Origin of the sequence: Shinella zoogloeoides, from assembly GCF_030733845.1 — a bacterium.
GTDB lineage: Bacteria > Pseudomonadota > Alphaproteobacteria > Rhizobiales > Rhizobiaceae > Shinella > Shinella zoogloeoides_C.
The window spans coordinates 3182711-3202720 of the sequence record NZ_CP132311.1; the positions used below are offsets into that span (position 1 = coordinate 3182711).

At 65.5% G+C, this 20010-nt stretch carries 15 protein-coding genes; 8 read left to right on the forward strand and 7 right to left on the reverse strand.

The window, feature by feature from the left end; genetic code table 11:
* Positions 1–10: 10 nt before the first annotated feature.
* From Q9316_RS16595 to Q9316_RS16605, 3 genes are all read right to left on the reverse strand, one after another.
* A complete protein-coding gene (locus tag Q9316_RS16595; protein ID WP_306032670.1) occupies positions 11–1093 on the reverse strand; it encodes an ABC transporter ATP-binding protein in 1083 nt (360 codons plus the stop codon).
* Positions 1094–1134: 41 nt separating this feature from the next.
* A complete protein-coding gene (gene glpD, locus Q9316_RS16600; RefSeq protein WP_371877929.1) occupies positions 1135–2652 on the reverse strand; it encodes a glycerol-3-phosphate dehydrogenase in 1518 nt (505 codons plus the stop codon).
* 114 nt (positions 2653–2766) lie between these two features.
* Entirely contained in the window at positions 2767–3537 is a 771-nt protein-coding gene (locus Q9316_RS16605) for a DeoR/GlpR family DNA-binding transcription regulator (protein ID WP_306032672.1), read from the reverse strand.
* A 137-nt stretch (positions 3538–3674) separates the two neighbouring features.
* Here Q9316_RS16605 and Q9316_RS16610 point away from each other — a divergent pair, with 137 nt between their 5' ends.
* Positions 3675–4445, forward strand: coding sequence for an SDR family NAD(P)-dependent oxidoreductase (locus Q9316_RS16610; RefSeq protein ID WP_306032673.1), 771 nt, complete (start codon positions 3675–3677; stop codon positions 4443–4445).
* A 13-nt stretch (positions 4446–4458) separates the two neighbouring features.
* Here the strand turns inward: Q9316_RS16610 and acuI are convergent, their stop codons facing one another.
* Complete coding sequence (acuI, locus tag Q9316_RS16615) at positions 4459–5454, reverse strand: acrylyl-CoA reductase (NADPH) (RefSeq protein WP_306032674.1); 996 nt, start codon at positions 5452–5454, stop codon at positions 4459–4461.
* Positions 5455–5552: 98 nt separating this feature from the next.
* Here acuI and Q9316_RS16620 point away from each other — a divergent pair, with 98 nt between their 5' ends.
* The 7 genes from Q9316_RS16620 to Q9316_RS16650 all read left to right on the forward strand — a co-directional run bounded on the left by Q9316_RS16620 (position 5553) and on the right by Q9316_RS16650 (position 12937).
* Positions 5553–6446, forward strand: coding sequence for a LysR family transcriptional regulator (locus Q9316_RS16620; protein ID WP_306032675.1), 894 nt, complete (start codon positions 5553–5555; stop codon positions 6444–6446).
* A 184-nt stretch (positions 6447–6630) separates the two neighbouring features.
* On the forward strand, positions 6631–7110 hold the full coding sequence (locus Q9316_RS16625; protein ID WP_306032676.1) for a formate dehydrogenase subunit gamma: 480 nt from the start codon (positions 6631–6633) through the stop codon (positions 7108–7110).
* Positions 7107–8663 carry a formate dehydrogenase beta subunit gene (locus Q9316_RS16630; RefSeq protein ID WP_306032677.1) on the forward strand — a complete coding sequence of 519 codons (1557 nt, stop codon included), beginning with the start codon at positions 7107–7109 and terminating at the stop codon, positions 8661–8663. The genes Q9316_RS16625 and Q9316_RS16630 overlap by 4 nt, the downstream gene beginning before the upstream one ends.
* Entirely contained in the window at positions 8660–8878 is a 219-nt protein-coding gene (locus Q9316_RS16635) for a DUF4287 domain-containing protein (protein WP_306032678.1), read from the forward strand. Before Q9316_RS16630 ends, Q9316_RS16635 begins: the two co-directional genes overlap by 4 nt.
* Positions 8879–8936: 58 nt before the next feature.
* Positions 8937–11816 (forward strand): formate dehydrogenase subunit alpha, encoded by a 2880-nt coding sequence (gene fdhF / locus Q9316_RS16640; protein WP_306032679.1) that lies wholly within the window; start codon positions 8937–8939, stop codon positions 11814–11816.
* 8 nt (positions 11817–11824) lie between these two features.
* On the forward strand, positions 11825–12658 hold the full coding sequence (gene fdhD, locus Q9316_RS16645; RefSeq protein ID WP_306032680.1) for a formate dehydrogenase accessory sulfurtransferase FdhD: 834 nt from the start codon (positions 11825–11827) through the stop codon (positions 12656–12658).
* Positions 12659–12667: 9 nt separating this feature from the next.
* Positions 12668–12937, forward strand: a complete 270-nt coding sequence (locus tag Q9316_RS16650; RefSeq protein ID WP_306032681.1) for a formate dehydrogenase subunit delta — start codon at positions 12668–12670, stop codon at positions 12935–12937.
* Between the two features lie 64 nt (positions 12938–13001).
* Here Q9316_RS16650 and Q9316_RS16655 read toward each other — a convergent pair whose 3' ends face one another.
* From Q9316_RS16655 to Q9316_RS16665, 3 genes are all read right to left on the reverse strand, one after another.
* Positions 13002–14768, reverse strand: a complete 1767-nt coding sequence (locus Q9316_RS16655; RefSeq protein WP_306032682.1) for a methyl-accepting chemotaxis protein — start codon at positions 14766–14768, stop codon at positions 13002–13004.
* Between the two features lie 384 nt (positions 14769–15152).
* Positions 15153–15629 (reverse strand): chemotaxis protein CheW, encoded by a 477-nt coding sequence (locus tag Q9316_RS16660; protein ID WP_306032683.1) that lies wholly within the window; start codon positions 15627–15629, stop codon positions 15153–15155.
* 149 nt (positions 15630–15778) lie between these two features.
* Positions 15779–19948, reverse strand: coding sequence for a translocation/assembly module TamB domain-containing protein (locus tag Q9316_RS16665; protein ID WP_306032684.1), 4170 nt, complete (start codon positions 19946–19948; stop codon positions 15779–15781).
* Positions 19949–20010: the final 62 nt, after the last annotated feature.

A 20010-nucleotide genomic window follows, 5' to 3' on the forward strand; every position in this document is an offset into this window, starting at 1 on the left:
GGTCTCCTCCTCAGGCCGCCGCGGCGGCCGGCGCGGCGATCGCCTTGCCATCCGTGCCGAACGCCATCAGGTGGCGTATGTCGACATGGACGGGGATGACCGCGTCCGGCTCGATGTCGTGGATGCCCGGCGAGAGCATGACCCAGCGGGCGCCCTCGAATTCGATGTGGATGAAGCTTTCCGAACCGGCGATTTCCGAAATCGCCGTGCGCGCCTCAAGGCTCGCCGAGGCCGCGGTCTGGCTGGCGAGGGAAAGATGATGCGGGTGGAAGGCGATGGTGCAGGGACCGTCCGGCACGCCGGCAAGATGCGCCGGCACCGGCAGCAAGGGCTTGCCGCCGATCTCGAACCGGCCACCCGTCTTGGCGACCTGCATCGTGTTCAGCGGCGGGTCGGCGAAGGTGCGCGCCGTCAGAAGGTCGTTCGGGCGGCGGTAGACGTCGATCGTGCGGCCGAACTGGGTGATACGGCCCTGCGACAGCGTCGCCGTATTGCCGCCCAGAAGCAGCGCCTCGGAGGGTTCCGTCGTCGCGTAGACGAAGATTGCGCCTGAGGCGGCGAATATCTTCGGCAGTTCGAGGCGCAGCTCCTCGCGCAGCTTGTAGTCGAGATTGGCGAGCGGCTCGTCGAGCAGCACGAGGCTGGCATTCTTCACGATGGCGCGGGCAAGCGCCGTGCGCTGCTGCTGGCCGCCGGAAAGGTTGAGCGGCGTGCGGTCGAGATAGGGCGTCAGCTTCAGGAGGTCGGCCGCCTTGCGCACTTCGCGGTCGATGGTCGCGCTGTCGGCGCCCTTGATGCGCATCGGCGAGGCGATGTTCTCGTAAACCGTCAGCGCCGGATAGTTGATGAACTGCTGGTAGACCATGGCGACGCCGCGATCCTGCACGCGAACGCCCGTCACGTCCTTGCCGTCGAACCAGACGGAGCCCGAAGTCGGCTTGTCGAGGCCGGCCATCAGCCGCATCAGCGAGGTCTTGCCCGACAGCGTCGGGCCGAGCAGCACGTTGAGCGAGCCGCGCTCGAGCACGAGGTTGGTCGGGTGGATATGCGTTTCCGCCCCCGCCGCCTTCGCGATGTTTCTGAGTTCAAGCATTCCTATCTCCGTCGTTCCTCCCAGCCACCGGATCAGGTGTGCTAGTGGGGCGCCGCCTTTGCTGCCGCCATGTAGTCTTCCAGCGCGGCCGCTTCAGCCGCCGTCAGGTGCAATCCTCGTTTGGTCCGCCGCCACAGCACGTCCTCGGCATGCCGGGCCCATTCTTCCTTCATCAGCCAGCGCACTTCGCGCTCGTAGAGATCGCTGCCGAAATGCCGGCCGAGATCGGCGACCGTCTTCGCCCCCTCCAACATCGCCGCCGCCCGCGTGCCGTAGAGCCGAACGAGCCGGCGGGCGTGGGCGGGCGTCAGGAACGCAAAGCGCAGGGCCAGTCCCTTCACCTCGGCGTCGAAGCCGTCCACCTTGAAATCGCCGCCCGGCAGACGCGAGCCGGCCGTCCAGCGGTCGCCCTTTGCGCCGATCGTTTCGCCGATCTTCTCCAGCGCCGATTCGGCAAGACGCCGGTAGGTGGTGAGCTTGCCGCCGAAGATGTTGAGCAGCGGCGCCTGGCCATTGCCGCCCTCGACCTTCAGCACGTAGTCGCGTGTCGCTTCCTGCGCCTTGCTGGCGCCGTCGTCGAAGAGCGGGCGCACGCCGGAATAGGTCCAGACAATGTCCTCGCGCGTCACCGGCTCGGCAAAATATTCGCTGGCCGAGGCGCAGAGATAATCGATTTCCGCGTCGCCGATGCGGGCGTCGCGGGGGTCGCCCTGATAGTCGCGGTCGGTCGTGCCGATCAGCGTGAATTCTTCCTGGTACGGAATGGCGAACATGATACGCCCGTCCGGGTTCTGGAAGAAGTAGGCGCGCGGATCGGAGAACTTCTTCTTCACGACGATATGGCTGCCCTGCACGAGGCGGACATTGTGCACGTCGTTGCGGCCGAAAGCCGTGGAAAGAACCTTGTCCACCCAGGGGCCGGCCGCGTTCACCAGCATGCGGGCGCGAACCGTCTCGCGGGCCCCCGTATCAACATTCTCCGTCTCGACGTTCCAGTGGCCGTTCTCGCGCCGCGCGGTGACGACCCGGGTAGCCGTGCGGATATCCGCGCCGCGGTCGGCGGCATCGCGGGCGTTGAGCACGACAAGGCGCGCATCGTCCACCCAGCCGTCGGAATATTCGAAAGCCTTGCGGAAGAGCTTCTTCAGTGGCCGGCCGGCGGGATCCTTCGCAAGGTCGAGCGTCGCGGTCGCCGGCAGCAGCTTGCGGCCGCCGATATAGTCATAGAGGAAAAGGCCGAGGCGGATGAGCCAGGCCGGACGCGGACCACCCTTCTGGAAGGGCAGGACGAAGCGCATCGGCCAGATGACGTGCGGCGCCATCGCCCAGAGCACTTCGCGCTCCATCAGCGCCTCACGCACCAGACGGAATTCGTAGTGCTCCAGATAGCGCAGGCCACCATGGATGAGCTTGGTAGAGGCCGAGGACGTGCCCGATGCGAAATCCTTCATCTCGGCCAGCACGACCGAATAGCCGCGGCCGGCCGCATCGCGCGCGATGCCGCAGCCGTTGATGCCGCCACCGATGACGAAAATATCGCGGATCACGTCGCCGTCCAAGTTCCCCTCCCCATTTCGCATCGCACAAATTTGCGCAGTTGCGAAAGCAGTGGGAGTTAAAACGAAAAGATTCCGAATGTCAAACGAATGTCGATAGAAATCCCGTTTCCGGTATCAGGCTTGCGGATTGGTCTCGATGAGCCGTACGTCATGCTCCTGGCAAATGGCGCGAATCCCCTCGAAAGGACAGTTGTCGGTGATGAACGTATGGACCTGCGAAAGGTGACCGATGCGCACCGGCGCCGTCCTTTCGAATTTCGTCGAATCCGAAACCAGAATGACATGTCGCGCATTCGCGATGATCGCCTGCGCCACCTTCACTTCGCGATAGTCAAAGTCGAGCAGCGCGCCGTCCTCGTCGATGGCCGAAACGCCGATCACCGCATAATCCACCTTGAACTGGCGGATGAAATCGACCGCCGCTTCCCCGACGATGCCGCCGTCCGCCCCGCGCACGACCCCGCCGGCGATCACCACCTCGATCGAGGGATAGACGCGCAAACGGTTGGCGACATTGATGTTATTGGTGATGACCATCAGCTCTTTATGCTCGAGCAGCGCCTCGCCGACGGCTTCCGTCGTCGTGCCGATATTGATGAAGAGCGAGGAATTGTCGGGGATCATGCTCGCCGCGGCACGCCCGATCGCCTGCTTTTCCGGCGCGGCGATGGAGCGGCGCGCCTCATACTTCACATTCTCGTTGCCGCTCGGAAACAGCGCGCCGCCATGGATGCGCGTCAGCGCCTTGCTGTCGCAGAGATCGTTGAGGTCCTTGCGGATGGTTTGCGGCGTCACGGAGAAGCGCGCCGCAAGGTCTTCCACGAGCACACGGCCCTCGGTTTTGGCGAGATCCATGATCTCCGCCTGGCGACCCGTCAGAAACATGTGCTCCTCCACTGCTTTCGTTTTCTTTCATCATATGCAAAAACGAAAGCACATCAATTGATCCGTCCTTCCTTCTTGGAGTGCGCCCCACTTTTTGTGATACTGGGCCGACGGCACATGACCGGGGAGGACAGCAGATGTTTCATCCAGCCTTGTTCAAGGGCGCCAATGTCGTCGTGACCGGCGCGGGGCGCGGCATCGGGCTGGAGATCGCCCGGCAGTTCCTCGATTGCGGCGCGCATGTGCTGCTGCACGGCGGCCGCTCCGCGTCCGGCCCTCTGCCCGATTTCCTGGAAAACGCCGTGGCCGACGCCCGCGCCCATATCGTCTATTCGGATTTCCTCGTCGAGGGCGGCATCGGCACGCTGCTGCAGCGGGTGGACAGCCTCTTCCCGCATATCGACGTGCTGATCAACAATGCCGGCACCATGGTCGGCCGCTTCCCGGCCGCCGATCTCACCGACGAGCAATACGAGACCATCGTGCGCCTCAACCAGACCTCCGTCGTCGAGGTGACGCGCGCGCTGCTGCGCTCGCTCCGCCGCGCGCAGCATGCGGCGATCGTCAACACGGTCTCGATCTCGGCGCTGACCGGCGGCAGCCCCGGCTCTGCGGTCTATTCGGCTACCAAGGCCTTCGTCTCGACCTATTCCAAGGGGCTTGCCCGCGAGCTTGCGCCGGAGGGCATTCGCGTCAACTGCGTGTCGCCGGGCACGATCACCACGGATTTCCATTCGCGCTACTCGACCGCCGACAAGCTGGAAGCGACGCGCAAGACCATTCCGATGCAGCGCCTCGGCACGGCGGAGGACTGCGCCCCCGCCTATCTCTTCCTCGCCTCGAACACACTCTCCGGCTACATTACCGGCCAGGTGCTGGAGGTGAACGGCGGCCAGCTCATCTGCTGACCGCCTCTTCGTCTCACGCGTTGAGATCGACGACCACGCGTCCCTTCACCTTGCCGTCAAGGATCAGGTTCGCCAGTTCCGGCAGATCGGACAGCCGGTGCTCGACCACCATCGCCTCCAGCTTGTCCATGGGCAGGTCGGATGCGATGCGGTTCCAGGCATCGACACGCTGGTCGTAGGGCCGCATGACGGAATCGATACCGAGCAGGCTGACGCCGCGCAGCAGGAAGGGAATGACCGTGAAGGACGGCACCGCCGCGCCGGCCGCAAGCCCCACGGAGGCGACCGCACCGTCATACTTCATCTGCTTGAGCACCCGCGCCAGCATGTCGCCGCCCACCGCATCGATGGCGCCGGCCCAGCGCTCGGATTCGAGCGGCTTGCTGTTCGCCTCCGCCAGTTCTGCGCGGTCGATGATCGTCTCGGCGCCGAGGTCCTTCAGGTAGTCCGCCGTCTCCGGCCGTCCCGTGACGGCGGCAACGGAATAGCCGAGCCGCGCCAGCAGCGCGACGCCGACAGAACCGACGCCGCCGGCCGCGCCCGTCACCAGAACTTCGCCCTTCAGCGGCGAGAGCCCGGCATTTTCCAGTGCGATGACCGAGAGCATGGAGGTGAGCCCGGCAGTGCCAATCGCCATGGCCTGCCGGGTCGAGATCGTCTCCGGCAGCGGCACCAGCCAGTCGGCCTTCACCCTGGCGCGCGTCGCATAACCGCCCCACCAGACCTCGCCGACCCTCCAGCCGGTGAGCACCACCCGGTCGCCCGGCCGGTAGCGCGGATCGTCGGAGGCCTCGACCGTGCCGGCGAAATCGACGCCCGGCACATGCGGGAACGTCCGCACCAGCCCGCCCTTGCCGTTGATACAGAGCCCATCCTTGTAGTTCAGCGTGGAATATTCGACCGCTACGGTGACGTCGCCTTCGGGAAGCCTGGTATCGTCGAGATCCTGGATCGCAGCGGAAACCGCACCGTCCGCCCCCTTTTCGACCAGCAATGCCTGAAACGTCATGGCGTCCTCCTCGTATATCCCTTGGGTGGCACAGATATAGGGCGCGGGGCATTGGTGCCGCCACTGTTCTTTTGTATCAAGGGCATGGAGGCACCCGCATGATCGACAAGCTGGAATATTTTATCGCCCTCGCCCGCGAAAGGCATTTCGCCCGGGCGGCGGAAGAGCTCGGCATTTCGCAGCCGACGCTTTCGGCGGCGATCCGCCAGCTCGAGGACCAGCTCGGCGTGATGCTCGTCGTGCGTGGCTCGCGCTTTCAGGGCCTGACGCCGGAAGGCCAGCGCGTGCTGGAATGGGCGCGCCGCATCGTCGGCGACACGCGCACCATGCGCGAGGAGATGCGCGCCGCGCGCAAGGGCCTTTCCGGCCATATCAGGCTGGCCGCCATTCCGACGACGCTCGCCATGGTGCCGCGCATCACCGCGCCCTTTCAGGAAAAGCACCCGGACGTCACCTTCTCGATCGTCTCCACGACCTCGATCAAGATCCTGGGCCTGCTGGAAAACCTCGAGATCGATGCCGGCCTCACCTATCTCGAAAACGAGCCGCTGGGCCGCGTGACGAGCGTGCCGCTGCTGCACGAGCATTACTGCCTCATCAGCGCCAAGGGCGGCCCGTTTTCCGATCGCGAAACCGTGACTTGGCAGGAAGCCGGCAGCGTTAGGCTTTGTCTATTGACCGCCGATATGCAGAACCGCCGCATCATCAACCGGCATTTCACCGATGCGGGCATTTCGATCCATCCCTCGCTCGAATCGAACTCGATGATCGTGCTGCTCTCCCATGTGCGCACCGGCCGCTGGAGCAGCATCATGCCGAAGAATGTCGCCAAATCCTTCGGATTTCATGAGGAATTGAGTATAGTTTCGCTGGTCGAGCCCAATCCTGAGCACACCGTCGGCCTCGTCGCCACACACCGCGAACCCTTCACGCCGCTCGTCTCCGCCCTGCTGCACGAAGCGCGCATCCTCGCCGAGAAGGGGCTGGATTGATAGAAAAATCCTATTGCCCGACGAGACAGCTTTATTGACCCGTCGTCTCCCGGCTGAGAAGCTGTTAGAATAGTCGGAGGAGATCGACAGGGTTCCGCTCTTCGCCGAAAGGATTTGAACGGCACCGGCACGTGGAACCTGCGAAATCCCCGCGGTTCATTCGTGTCGGTTGGGAGGCCTGACCATGAATGTGCACGTCGCCGGCAGCGATGTCGGAACAAGAACGCTGGCGATCGTCGGCGCGCTGAAGGGCCTCGAAGGGCCGCTTCTCCCCATCCTGCACGAAATCCAGGCGGAGTTCGGCTATGTGCCGCAGGAATGCCTGCCGGTCATCGCGCGCGAGCTGAACCTGTCGCGCGCCGAAGTGCATGGCGTCGTCTCCTTCTATCACGATTACCGCGACCACCCGACCGGGCGGCATGTGCTGAAGCTCTGTCGCGCCGAGGCCTGCCAGTCGATGGGCGGCGATGCGGTCGCCGAGCGCGTGAAAGCGCTGCTCGGCATCGATTTCCACCAGACGACGCTTGACGGCACCGTCACGCTCGAACCCGTCTACTGTCTCGGGCTCTGTTCCTGCGCACCCGCCGCCATGCTCGACGGCGAGGTGCACGGAAGGATCGATGCGGAACTCGCCGGGGAACTGATCGCGGAGGCACGCCGATGACCGTTCGCATCTACATTCCCCGCGATGCCGCAGCGCTGGCGCTCGGCGCCGACCGCGTCGCCAAGGCGCTGGCCACCGAAGCCCAATCCCGCACGCTCGACATCGCGATCGTGCGCAACGGTTCGCGCGGCATGCACTGGCTGGAACCGCTGGTCGAGGTCGAAACGGCCGGTGGCCGCATCGCCTATGGTCCAGTCAAGGCCGCCGATGTCGCCGGTCTGCTCGATGCCGGCCTGCTGGAGGGGCGCGACCACCCGCTCTGTCTCGGGCCGACGAAGGAAATCCCCTTCCTGAAGAACCAGACCCGCCTCACCTTTGCCCGCTGCGGCGTCATCGACCCTGTTTCGCTCGACGATTACAAGGCCCATGACGGCCTGAAGGGTCTCGAAACGGCCATCGCCATGGCCCCGGCCGATGTGGTGAAGCAGGTCACCGACAGCGGCCTGCGCGGCCGCGGCGGCGCGGGCTTCCCGACTGGCATCAAGTGGAAGACCGTTCTCGACGCGCCGGGCCCACAGAAATACATCGTCTGCAACGCCGACGAGGGCGACAGCGGCACCTTCGCCGACCGCATGATCATGGAAGGCGACCCCTTCGTGCTGATCGAGGGCATGGCGATCGCGGGCCTGGCGACCGGCGCCACCAAGGGCTACGTCTACACCCGCTCCGAATATCCCCACGCCATCGCCGTCATGAACGAGGCCGTCCTTGCCGCCCGCGCCGCGGGTGTCCTTGGCCCCTCCGTGCTCGGCTCGGGAAAAGCCTTCGACATGGAAATCCGCGTCGGCGCGGGCGCCTATGTCTGCGGCGAGGAAACGGCGCTGCTCAACAGCCTGGAAGGCAAGCGCGGCGTTGTGCGCGCCAAGCCGCCGCTGCCGGCCCTGCAAGGTTTCCTCGGCCGCCCGACCGTGGTCAACAACGTCATCTCCCTCGCCTCCGTCCCCGTCATCATGGACAAGGGCGCGGCCTATTATCGCGATTTCGGCATGGGCCGCTCGCGCGGCACGATCCCGCTTCAGATCGCCGGCAACGTCAAGCATGGCGGCCTCTACGAGACCGCCTTCGGCCTGACGCTCGGCGAGATCGTCGACGGCATCGGCGGCGGCACCGCCTCCGGCCGTCCTGTCCGCGCCGTGCAGGTCGGCGGCCCGCTCGGCGCGTATTTCCCGCGCGCCCTGTTCGACACGCCCTTCGACTACGAGGCGTTCGCGGCCAAGGACGGCCTCATCGGCCATGCCGGCATCACCGTCTTCGACGACACGGTCGACATGCTGAAGCAGGCGCGCTTCGCCATGGAATTCTGCGCCGTCGAGAGCTGCGGCAAGTGCACGCCCTGCCGCATCGGCTCGACACGCGGCGTCGAGACCGCCGACAAGATCGCGCAGGGCATCGAGCCCGAGAAGAACCGCGAGCTTTTGACCGATCTCTGCAACACGATGAAGTTCGGCTCGCTCTGCGCGCTCGGCGGCTTCACGCCCTATCCGGTCCTCAGCGCCATGACCCATTTCCCGGAAGACTTTTCACCGGCACCGATGGTGGAGGCTGCGGAATGAGCGAGACGCAAACGATCAAGGGCCCGGCCTCCTACTTCCCCTCCATCGAGAAGAAGTACGGCCAGCCGATCGAACACTGGAAGGCCATCGTCCGCGCGCAGGACGGCAAGGCGCACATGCAGATCGTGGCGTTCCTGAAGGAAACGCATGGTCTCGGCCATGGCCATGCCAATGCGCTCGTCGCCGCCACCCTAGCCGAGACGACGAAACCGTAGAATTGAACCCAAGTCGCCCGGGCACGCCCGCGGCGCAAGACGTAATCCGGAGGTTCCCATGTCCCTCGTTCCTGAAATCGACTTCGGCACGCCCGCCTCCCGTTCGGAAAAGATGGTGACGCTCACCATCGACGGGAACGAGATCACCGTTCCCGAGGGCACCTCCATCATGCGTGCCTCGATGGAGGCCGGCATAAAGGTTCCCAAACTCTGCGCAACGGACATGGTGGACGCCTTCGGCTCCTGCCGCCTCTGTCTCGTTGAGGTCGAGGGGCGCAACGGCACGCCTGCCTCCTGCACCACGCCGGTGGCGCCGGGCATTGTCGTGCACACCCAGACCAGCCGCCTCAAGCAGATCCGCAAGGGCGTGATGGAGCTCTACATCTCCGACCATCCGCTCGACTGCCTCACCTGCGCGGCCAATGGCGACTGCGAACTGCAGGACATGGCGGGCGCCGTGGGCCTGCGCGACGTGCGCTACGGCTACGAGGGTGACAACCACGTCAAGGCCCGCAACAACGGCGAGGCGAATGCCCGCTGGATGCCGAAGGACGAATCGAACCCCTATTTCACCTATGACCCGTCGAAGTGCATCGTCTGCTCGCGCTGCGTGCGGGCCTGCGAGGAGGTGCAGGGCACCTTCGCGCTGACGATCGAAGGCCGCGGCTTTGAAAGCCGCGTCTCGCCCGGCATGCACGAGCACTTCCTCGATTCAGAATGCGTCTCCTGCGGCGCCTGCGTGCAGGCATGCCCGACCGCGACGCTCACGGAAAAATCGGTCATCGAGATCGGCCAGCCGGAACATTCCGTCGTCACCACCTGCGCCTATTGCGGCGTCGGCTGCTCCTTCAAGGCGGAAATGCGCGGCGAGGAACTGGTGCGCATGGTGCCGTGGAAGGACGGGCAGGCCAATCGCGGCCATTCCTGCGTGAAGGGCCGCTTCGCCTACGGCTACTCGACCCACCGCGACCGCATCCTCAATCCGATGATCCGCGAAAAAATCTCCGATCCGTGGCGGGAAGTGACTTGGGAAGAGGCCTATGCCCATGTGGCGTCGGAATTCCGCCGCATCCAGTACCAGTACGGCCGCGATTCCATCGGCGGCATCACCTCCTCGCGCTGCACGAACGAGGAAACCTTCCTCGTCCAGAAGCTGATCCGCGCCGGCTTCGGCAACAACAATGTCGATACCTGCGCGCGCGTGTGCCATTCGCCGACCGGCTACGGCCTCGGCCAGGCCTTCGGCACCTCCGCCGGCACGCAGGATTTCGACAGCGTCGAGCACACCGATGTCGTCATTATCATCGGGGCCAACCCGACGGACGGCCACCCGGTCTTCGCCTCGCGCCTCAAGAAGCGCCTGCGCCAGGGCGCCAAGCTCATCGTGATCGACCCGCGCCGTATCGATCTCGTCTCCTCGCCGCACATCAAGGCCTCCTATCACCTGCCGCTCAGGCCCGGCACGAACGTCGCCGTCGTCACCGCGCTTGCCCACGTCATCGTGACGGAAGGCCTCTACGATGAAAGGTTCATCCGCGAGCGCTGCGACTGGTCGGAATTCGAGGACTGGGCCGCCTTCGTCGCCGAGCCGCGCCACAGCCCGGAAGAGACCGAGGCGCTGACCGGCGTGCCGGCGGAAGCGCTGCGCGGCGCCGCCCGGCTCTTTGCCAACGGCGGCAACGGCTCGATCTATTATGGCCTCGGCGTCACCGAGCACAGCCAGGGCTCGACCACCGTCATGGCGATCGCCAACCTTGCCATGGCGACCGGCAATATCGGCCGGGAAGGCGTCGGCGTGAACCCGCTGCGCGGCCAGAACAATGTGCAGGGCTCCTGCGACATGGGCTCCTTCCCGCATGAATTGCCGGGCTACCGCCACATCTCCGACGATGCGACCCGCGAGATCTTCGAGAAGATGTGGGGCGTCACGCTCAACAACGAGCCGGGCCTGCGCATCAACAACATGCTGGACGCCGCCGTCGAGGGCACGTTCATGGGCCTCTACATCCAGGGCGAGGACATCCTCCAGTCCGACCCGGACACGAAGCACGTCTCCGCCGGCCTTGCCGCCATGGAATGCGTCGTCGTGCAGGATCTCTTCCTGAACGAGACGGCGAACTACGCCCATGTCTTCCTGCCCGGCTCGACCTTCCTGGAAAAGGACGGCACCTTCACCAATGCCGAGCGCCGCATCAACCGCGTGCGCCGCGTGATGACGCCGAAGAACGGCTATGCGGACTGGGAGGTCACGCAAAACCTCGCCAAGGCGATGGGCCTCAACTGGAACTACAGCCATCCCGCCGAGATCATGGACGAGATTGCCGCGACGACGCCGAGCTTCGCCCTCGTCTCCTATGACTACCTGGACAAGGTCGGCTCCGTGCAGTGGCCCTGCAATGAGAAGCACCCGCTCGGCTCGCCGATCATGCATACCGACGGTTTCGTGCGCGGCAGGGGCAAGTTCATCCGGACGGAATATGTCGCGACCGACGAGAAGACCGGTCCGCGCTTCCCGCTGCTGCTCACCACCGGCCGCATCCTCAGCCAGTACAATGTCGGCGCCCAGACGCGGCGCACCGACAACGTCGTCTGGCACGAGGAGGACCGGCTTGAGATTCACCCGCACGACGCGCAGAACCGCGGCATCCGCGATGGCGACTGGGTGCGGCTGGCAAGCCGTGCCGGCGAGACCACCCTGCGCGCCCTCGTCACCGACCGCGTCGCGACGGGCGTCGTCTACACGACCTTCCACCACCCGCTGACCCAGGCAAACGTCATCACCACCGACTTCTCCGACTGGGCGACGAACTGCCCGGAATACAAGGTGACGGCAGTGCAGATCTCGCCGTCGAACGGCCCATCCGACTGGCAAGTCGAATATGACGAGCTGTCGCGCCGGTCGCGTCGCATCGCCGGCAAGCTGGAGGCGGCAGAATAGGATTGCGCGTGCCGGATTTCGCCACCACGATCAAGGTCGCCGAAACCGCCCGCCGCAACGGGCGGCTGACGGGGGGCGAGCGCTTCGTGCCGGAGGAAACCCCGGTTGCCTTTTCCTATGCCGGCTCGACCCATGCGGTGATGATGGCGACACCCGCCGACCTCGAGGATTTCGCGGTCGGCTTCAGCCTGACGGAAGGCATCATAACCGATCCGGCGGAGATCGAAGCCGTCGAAGTGGTGGCAGAAGACAAGGGCATCGACGTGCAGGTCCGCCTCGCGGACGCGCAGAACGACGCCCTGACCGCCCGCCGCCGGCACATGGCCGGCCCCGTGGGCTGCGGCCTCTGCGGCATCGAATCGATCGAGCAGGCCGTGCGGCTGACGCCGTCCGTGCGTTCGTCACCACTGACATTGAGTGAAGAAGAGATCGTCGAGGCGGTGCATCTGCTCAACGGCCAGCAACCGCTGCATATGGCCACCCGCGCCGTGCATGGCGCAGGATTCTTCGTGCCGGGCATTGGCCTTGTCGCCGTGCGCGAGGATGTCGGCCGGCACAATGCGCTCGACAAGCTCGTCGGCGCCGCGCGCCGCGCGGGCCATGCCGGCGAGACGGGCGCGGTTGTCGTGACGAGCCGCGTGTCCGTCGAGATGGTGCAGAAGACGGCTATCGTAGGCAGCCCCTTCATCATCGCCATTTCCGCACCGACGGCGCTTGCCATCCGCACGGCGGAAGAGGCCGGCATGACGCTGATCGCCCTGGTGCGCGGCGAGGAATTCGAGATTTTCACCGGCGCGGAGCGCGTCGTGAGCAACCCGGAACGCCGGATCGGCAACGGTTAGGAGAAAACGATGTCGGAAGGCAACAAGCTCGTCAGGATGGCGAACCAGATCGCCACCTTCTTCCACTCGCAGCCCGCGAGCGAGGGGCCGACCGGCGTGGCGACCCATATCAACAAATTCTGGGAACCGCGCATGCGCCGGCAACTGTTCGACCTCGTCGACAACCACAATGGCGAAGGCCTCGACAGCCTCGTGCTGCAAGCCGTGCCGCTGATCCACCGGCCGGCGCCGGCAGAAGTGCCCGAGGCGGCCCGAGGCAAGGCGCCCACCGCCCACTGAACCCCGTTCCCGAAACGGAAACGGCCGGCATCTCTGCCAGCCGTTTTCATGCCGAGGTGGGCGTTCAAAACTCTTCCCAGCTCTCCGCCGCCTGCGCCGTGGCGCCGCGCGGCGCCCGCATGGTGCGCGCCACGGCGTGAAGTTGTGCAACGGGCGCCGGGGACGGCGTGCGTTGAGCTGACTGCGTGCTGCCCGCGAGGCGGAAGCGGCGGATCAGGGCATGCAGCGCATCGGCCTCCCGCGCCATGGCGTGGCTTGCCGCGGTGCTCTCTTCCACCATCGCCGCGTTCTGCTGCGTTGCCTGGTCCATCGCGTTGACAGACTGGTTGATCTCGCGAAGCCCCGTCGATTGTTCGCGCGAAGCTTCGACGATCGCGGCGACATTGGTGTGCACCGCCTGCACCTGTGTCAGGATTTCCTGCAGGGCCCGTCCCGTCTCGTCGACCAGCGCCACCCCGCTCTTGACCTGCTCGCCCGAGGTCGTGATCAGCGCCTTGATGTCCTTGGCGGCGCTCGCCGAGCGCTGTGCGAGTTCACGCACCTCCTGCGCGACGACCGCAAAGCCCTTGCCGGCCTCCCCTGCCCGCGCCGCCTCGACGCCGGCATTGAGCGCCAGCAGGTTGGTCTGGAAGGCGATATCGTCGATGACGCCGATGATGTTGGAGATTTCGCGCGAGGACTGCTCGATCTGCCCCATCGCGTCGATCGCCTTCTTGACGACTTCGCCGGACTTTTCCGCACCCGCCCGCGTCTTGGCCACCAGCGTGCCGGCCTCGTCCGCGCGACGGCTCGAATCGCCGACCGTCGTGGTGATCTCGTCGAGCGCCGCCGCGGTTTCCTCGACGGAGGCCGCCTGCTGCTCCGTGCGCTTGGCGAGATCGTCCGCCGCCGAGCGGATTTCCTGCGCCCCGGAGGCGATGGCATTGGCATTGGTCTCCACCGTGCGCATCGCCTCGTGCAGGCCGGCGACGGCCTCGTTAAAGTCCTTACGCACCATCTCCATGGAGGGCACGAAGGCGGTGGCAAGGTTTTGCGTAAGGTCACCTGCCGCCAGCGCCTTCAGCCCGCCGCCGAGCGCATTGATCGCCGACATGCGCTCCGTCACGTCGGTCGCGAACTTGACCACCTTGTAGACCTGGCCATTGAGATTGCGGATCGGGTTGTAGGCCGCCTGGATCCAGATCTCGCGCCCACCCTTGCCGTAGCGCACGAATTCGTTGGAAATGAAGCGGCCTTCCGCCAGCCCCTTCCAGAAATCGGCATAGGCCGGCGTCTGCACATAGGCGGGATCGCAGAACATGCGGTGATGCTTGCCGCGGATTTCGGAGAGATCGTAGCCGAGCGCCGCGCAGAAATTCTCGTTCGCATACAGGATATCGCCGGTCGGCGTGAACTCGATCACCGCCTGCGAGCGGGAGATCGCGTCGAGCTTGCTTGCATCCTCGCTCGCCTGCATCTTCGCCTGGGTGATGTCGCTGGCGAACTTGACGACCTTGTAGGGCTTGCCTCCGCGGAAGACGGGATTGTACGAAGCCTGGATCCAGATCTCGGCGCCATCCTTGCGCAGGCGCTTGTAGCTCGACGAATCATAGTCTCCGCGCCCGAGCCGCGCCCAGAACTGCCGGTAGTCCTCGCTCGCCGTGTAGCTCGCTTCGCAGAAGATGCGGTGATGCTTGCCGACGATTTCCTTCAGCTCGTAGCCGAGCGCCCGGCAGAAGTTCTCGTTGGCGGTCAGAATATTGCCGGTGAGATCGAACTGGATCACGGCCTGCGAGCGCGACAGCGCCGCGATGATATGGCCTGCATCCATGGACTTCGCAAATGAAAGCATGACCTGTCCTTTTGTGCGACGGCCACGCCTTCCTGGATTGCGCGCGGCGATCGTCGGGTGTTGCGTTCGGGCATGGGCCGCGATGCGCGGCCATGGATAAGTTTTCCTGAATTCAATTAGAGCGTGCCATGCCACATCGGTTTCAAGGTACGCGTCTACAATCCAAGATAGGGATAACAGGCTTAAGAATTGATGAAAATCAGAGGGTTATATTTTAGATGTATTTGATAACAAGCGCTTAGCAGTACATCGGCCTTACGTAACGGAAGGAACATATCGAAGCATTGCACGCACAGTACCGCAATGGTTGCATTTGCCGACAGGCAACAAAAAACCGCCGTGCTTTCGCACGGCGGTTGGCGTTTCGCTCCAGCTGTCGCTGGGTCAGGCGGCGATGTCTTCCATGTCGCGCTCCTTGAACATGCGCGCGAGGTTGAGGAAGCAGATCATACCGTTCTCGTGGGCGATGATGCCCTCGGCATAGGCCTTGTCGAAGGAGGTCGTCACTTCCGGCACCGGCTGGATCTGCTCGCTGCGGATCGTGAGGATATCGGACACACGGTCGACAACGAGACCGACGACCATGCTGTGCACTTCGGCCACCACGATGGCGCTGCGCTCATTGGCTTCCGTGCTCTTCATGCCGAGTTTGTGGGCAAGGTCGATGATCGGGATCACCGTGCCGCGCAGGTTCATCACGCCGATGACATCGGGCGGCGAATGTGGGATAGGCGTGGACGGGGCCCAGCCGCGGATTTCGCGGATCGTGGTCGTCTTCACGCAGAATTCCTGTTCGTGCAGGCGAAATGCGATGATTTCGAGCGTATCGCCGGCAAAGCCGGCCGTCTTGATGGAGGTCATCGAGGTGTTCCCAGTTGGTCTGCGTATCAAGGCGATCCTATGCATACCCTGGTTAAAATCTTTCAAACGCCGGCCGGCTGCCGCCGGAAAACGGAAAAGGCTCCGCGCTGCCGCGAAGCCCTCGGTTCATGCACCGGGTTGAGCCAACCTCAATATTCCTTCTCGTAGAAGATGCCGGCACCGGCACTGCCGCCGCTGCCCGCCTCGCCGCGCAGCTTGAGGCCGCGCCCGACATCAAGGTTGATCACCGCCTTGGCGCCGTTGGTTTCCGGGTCCTGTTTCAGCTCGATATAGGTCCGCTCGTTCAGGTATTTGCCGGCGGAGACCGCCGCCCGCCCTTCCGCATCCGTGGTGATGTCGAGGTCGTCGACGCCGAGCTTGCTGCGCAGGCTGTCGAGCAGGCCCGTCGAGCTGCCGCCGGCAAGCTGGCTGGCCGCTGAGGCGAGCTGGGCGATCTGCACAGCCGACAGGTTCGACATCGAGCGGTTGAAGATGAGCTGGGCGAGGATTTCATCCTGCGGCAGCGAGGGCGAGGACGCGAAGGTGACGGTCGGGTTGCTGGCGACGCCCGCCACCGTCACGGTGATTTCCGTCGTGCCCGCCGAGCTGCCCGCAACCAGGTTGACGGTCGGCACGAGGCCGCCGGCAAAGCCGATATGGGCGCTGGTGAAATCGAGACGGCGCGTCAGGATCTCCATGCGCCCGCGCTCCAGCTCGAAGCCGCCGGAGACGACGGGCGACGACGAGGTGCCGGTGATTTTCAGGCTGCCGCCCATTTCCGCATTGATGCCACGTCCGCGCACGAAGAGCTGGCCGGGCGATTCGATGGTGAGGTCGAGCGCAATGCCGCGCGAGGCGCCGCTGCCGCCCTGCTCGCGCTGCACATCGGCCGTCATGCGCTTGACGTCATCAGGCGCATTGCGGTGCTTGATATCGATTTCCGAAAGGGACGCCGGCAGCTTCTGCGGAATGGTGATGTTCGCCTTGTTGATGACTACCTTGCCGGCGAGCGCGAGGCCCGCGACGGGACCCTTCAGCGTCATGTCGCCCGTCACGTTCGCCGTCACCAGCGTTCCGTCGATATAGGTGATATCGCCGAGCTTGACCGCGACATCGACGGGAAAGCCGCTGGCGGGGTCGATGCCGACGGTGCCGCTCGCCGAAAGCTGCCCGCCGCTCGCCAGCTTGCCGGACACGGTCTCGATCACCGCCTGCTTCCCGCTCATGGTGACGCGGATGGTGAGGTTCTCCACCGCGAGATTGCGGCGCACGTCGACGAGGCTCGCGCCGCCCGCCGTGATGCTGCCGGTCACCGACGGCGCCGCCGCCGTGCCGCCGATGGAGACGTCGACATCGGCATTGCCGGTCAAAACGAAACCCTGCGCCGATAGCTGGCCTTGCAGCACGCCGAACGGCACCTTGCCGTTGAACTTCAGCCCGAGCGGCGTCGCCCCGCCGATCCCGACCGTGCCGCCGCCGCGGAAGGACAGGCCGCCCGCCCCCGAAAGGACCGTGTCGAGCCGCACCTGGTTATTGGCGAATTCACCCTTGGCGTTGATATCGAGCGCACCGATGCCGGCACCGCGGGTCTGGCTCGTGACGGCGCCGTTCCAGTCGAGCGCATAGTTGACCACGGGCGCCGCCGCCTTGCCCTTGACCGTCACCGTGCCGCCGATCGTGCCGTCGGCATCGAGCCCGGCCGCGAAATTGTTGACGAGGGCGGCCGGCACCGCGTTGAGGCGCAGCGAAAGGTCGAGCGCCTCGCCGGCCTTGCCGGAAATGGCGACGGAACCGCGCCCGGTCTGGATCGTCAGGCCATCCAGTGTCGCAACGCCGTTGGCGACGCCGATCGTCGTCGGCTTGGCCAGCTTCAGCGCAATGCGCCGTGGCGCGGCCTCGACGGTTTGCAGGGCGACATCCAGCCCGCCATCGCGCTGCAGCACCTTGCCCTTCGTTACCAGCGGCGCGCCATCGAGGCGGCCGGTGAGATCGAAACTGGTCGCCTGGCCTTCGCGGGAAAAGTCGAGCTTCAGCGCATCCACCCGGTTCTCGCCCGCGGCCACGCGCTCGGCGCGCACCGTGCCGGTGATCGCGGCCGTCGCAAGGTCGGCTATGCTCAGATCGACGGCCGGCTTGGTGATGCTTACCGTATCGCGGCGGATAGCCGAGCCCGACGCCTGCACCGTCGCGGAGGTCTTGCCGCCGGTCGTCGCGATTTCGAGCTGGCCGGAGAGATTGCCGGCCGCCTGCTGGCCCGCCATCGCGGCGAGAAGGCCGAGGTCGGGGAAATTGAAGCGGATCGTGCCGTCGGGCATGAAGTTGGACGCGAGGGCGAGCGAGCCCTTCAGCGTGTTGGGGCCGATTTCCGCCTCCAGCACAGGCACCGAGATGCGCCCGCCTTCCGAGGTGATGCTGGAGCGCACATTGATCGCCTGCCCGTCGAGGGCGCCGGTCGCCGTCAGCTCACCGGACGGGCTGTCGGCCACCGCCTTGCCCTTGAGCGACACGACGAGATCGCTCAGCGTCCTGCCCGACAGCGTCGCCCCGCTCGACGTGACCTTGGCGGAAACATCCAGCCCTTCGACAGGGCCGCTGGCGGACAGGTCGAATTCGGCTTCACCTGCGGCATCGGCGAGCACCTTGCCGAGGTTCAGCACCTTGCCGGTGAGCGCGGCGTCCAGATTGCCCTTGCCGAGCGAGACGGTGCCCGCCGTCTCCAGCGTGCCGGACTTCACCTGAAGGCCGGAGACCTGCAGCCCGCCGTCGCCGGCAAGCTGAACCCGGCCTTCCATGGCGATCGTCGTATCGAACTTGCCGGACAGCGCCGGCGGCAGGACGGCCGGCAGCGCGAACAGGCGGAAATTGACGTCGGCCTCGCGGCTTTCCAATCCGTAGCGGCCCGACAGCGTGCCGCCGATGCTTGCGCTTTCGAGGGTCGCCGGTTCGAAGGCGATCTCCTGCGGCGAGACGTCCAGCGTCGCGACGAGCTTTGCCGGCCCCTTCACCGCGCGGTCGATATCCGGATTGGCGAAAGCGGTGAGGCCCGTTTCTAGCGTGGCCTCGATGCGGCCGGACTGGCTCGCCACATTGAAGGCGTCGCTCGTCGCCGTCAGGCGGATGTTCTCGATACGGCCGGCGGGCAACGCGGCGGAGGCGACCGTCGCATGGGCTTCGAGCGCCGCCACGCTCGCCTCGCCGGTCAGCGAGATGTCGGCGCCTTCGATCAGCACGCGCGCATCGCCCTCGGCGAGCGGCCAGCGGAAATCGATCGGGCCATCCTTGCCGGCAAGCTTGACGTCGAGATCGTTGGCGCCCTTGGCACTGACCGTGCCCGAAGCGGCAAGCGTCATCGCGCCCGTCGCGATCGACCCCTTTTCGATCCGCAGCATGTCCGAACCGTCGAAGGCGGCGACCACGTCGATGCCGGTCTCGCCGGCGAAGAGCGGGCGAAACTGCGGCGGCATCAGCGCATCGAACGTGCCGCCGCCCTTCAGCGCGATGGTGTGGAGGCCGCTTGCCGCAAGGTCATGGCGGCCGTCGACGCGCAGCATTTCCGTACCGTCGAGCGCAGCGGAAAGCCGGCCCTTCCATTGCGACAGCGGCCCGTCGCCCGTAAGTCGGATCCCGACGGCGGGATCGTTGGGCAGCTTGAGCAGCCCTGCCAGGATGCCGCCCTTGGGCTCGGCGACATCGGCCTCGAGCCGAAGCACGTTCTCGGCGGGATTGAAGACGATGTCGGCGGCGACGCGGGCGTCCGGCCGCGCCTTTTCGGAAGCCGAGAGCTTTACCGCCACGCTTTCGGCCGTGGCATCGCCCCGGCCGGAGACGACGAGGCGCTGGTCGCGCCCCGCCACGGTGCCGGACACGAAAAGCTCGGGGATCGCCAGCGAGCCGACATGCACCTCGACGGGCAGCGTGAACGGCGTATCCGACTTTTCCGCATCCGCCTTGGATTCCGGCAGGCGCAGCAGCGAGACGGAAGATGCGGAAACGCGCGACGCGTCGAAGCTGAAGAACAGAAGCTGAAGCGGCGACCAGTCGACCGCGAGGTCGCGGATTTCCGCATAGGTGCCCTTCTCATCGCCCAGCGTGATGGTGCCGGCGCGCAGCTTGCCGTTAAGCAGGCCCGAGGGCTCGCTGATGGAGACCACCTGCCCGCTCGCCGCCGCGATCTTCTGCGCATAGGAAACCGCCATCCGCGCGCCCGTATCGGTGAAGCCAACAAAGCCCAGCAGCGCGACGAAAAGCACGAGCAGGACGGCAAGGCCGTAGCCGAGGTAGCGGAGCGTGGCGCGGAGAATTCGGGAAAGCCTGTTCATGCTTCATCCATTTCGCGTGCGGGAGCGCGGAATCGCTCCCCAACGTCTAGAATCCCAATCGC

Bases quoted from the DNA above. Each gene is read 5' to 3' on its own strand.
- Q9316_RS16620 (WP_306032675.1), top strand. From the start codon at position 5,553: ATGATCGACAAGCTGGAATATTTTATCGCCCTCGCCCGCGAAAGGCAT.
- Q9316_RS16650 (WP_306032681.1), top strand. From the start codon at position 12,668: ATGTCGGAAGGCAACAAGCTCGTCAGGATGGCGAACCAGATCGCCACC.
- Q9316_RS16630 (WP_306032677.1), top strand. From the start codon at position 7,107: ATGACCGTTCGCATCTACATTCCCCGCGATGCCGCAGCGCTGGCGCTC.
- Q9316_RS16610 (WP_306032673.1), top strand. From the start codon at position 3,675: ATGTTTCATCCAGCCTTGTTCAAGGGCGCCAATGTCGTCGTGACCGGC.
- Q9316_RS16625 (WP_306032676.1), top strand. From the start codon at position 6,631: ATGAATGTGCACGTCGCCGGCAGCGATGTCGGAACAAGAACGCTGGCG.
- fdhF (WP_306032679.1), top strand. From the start codon at position 8,937: ATGTCCCTCGTTCCTGAAATCGACTTCGGCACGCCCGCCTCCCGTTCG.
- Q9316_RS16655 (WP_306032682.1), bottom strand. From the start codon at position 14,768: ATGCTTTCATTTGCGAAGTCCATGGATGCAGGCCATATCATCGCGGCG.
- Q9316_RS16660 (WP_306032683.1), bottom strand. From the start codon at position 15,629: ATGACCTCCATCAAGACGGCCGGCTTTGCCGGCGATACGCTCGAAATC.
- Q9316_RS16605 (WP_306032672.1), bottom strand. From the start codon at position 3,537: ATGTTTCTGACGGGTCGCCAGGCGGAGATCATGGATCTCGCCAAAACC.
- Q9316_RS16665 (WP_306032684.1), bottom strand. From the start codon at position 19,948: ATGAACAGGCTTTCCCGAATTCTCCGCGCCACGCTCCGCTACCTCGGC.
- Q9316_RS16595 (WP_306032670.1), bottom strand. From the start codon at position 1,093: ATGCTTGAACTCAGAAACATCGCGAAGGCGGCGGGGGCGGAAACGCAT.
- Q9316_RS16635 (WP_306032678.1), top strand. From the start codon at position 8,660: ATGAGCGAGACGCAAACGATCAAGGGCCCGGCCTCCTACTTCCCCTCC.
- acuI (WP_306032674.1), bottom strand. From the start codon at position 5,454: ATGACGTTTCAGGCATTGCTGGTCGAAAAGGGGGCGGACGGTGCGGTT.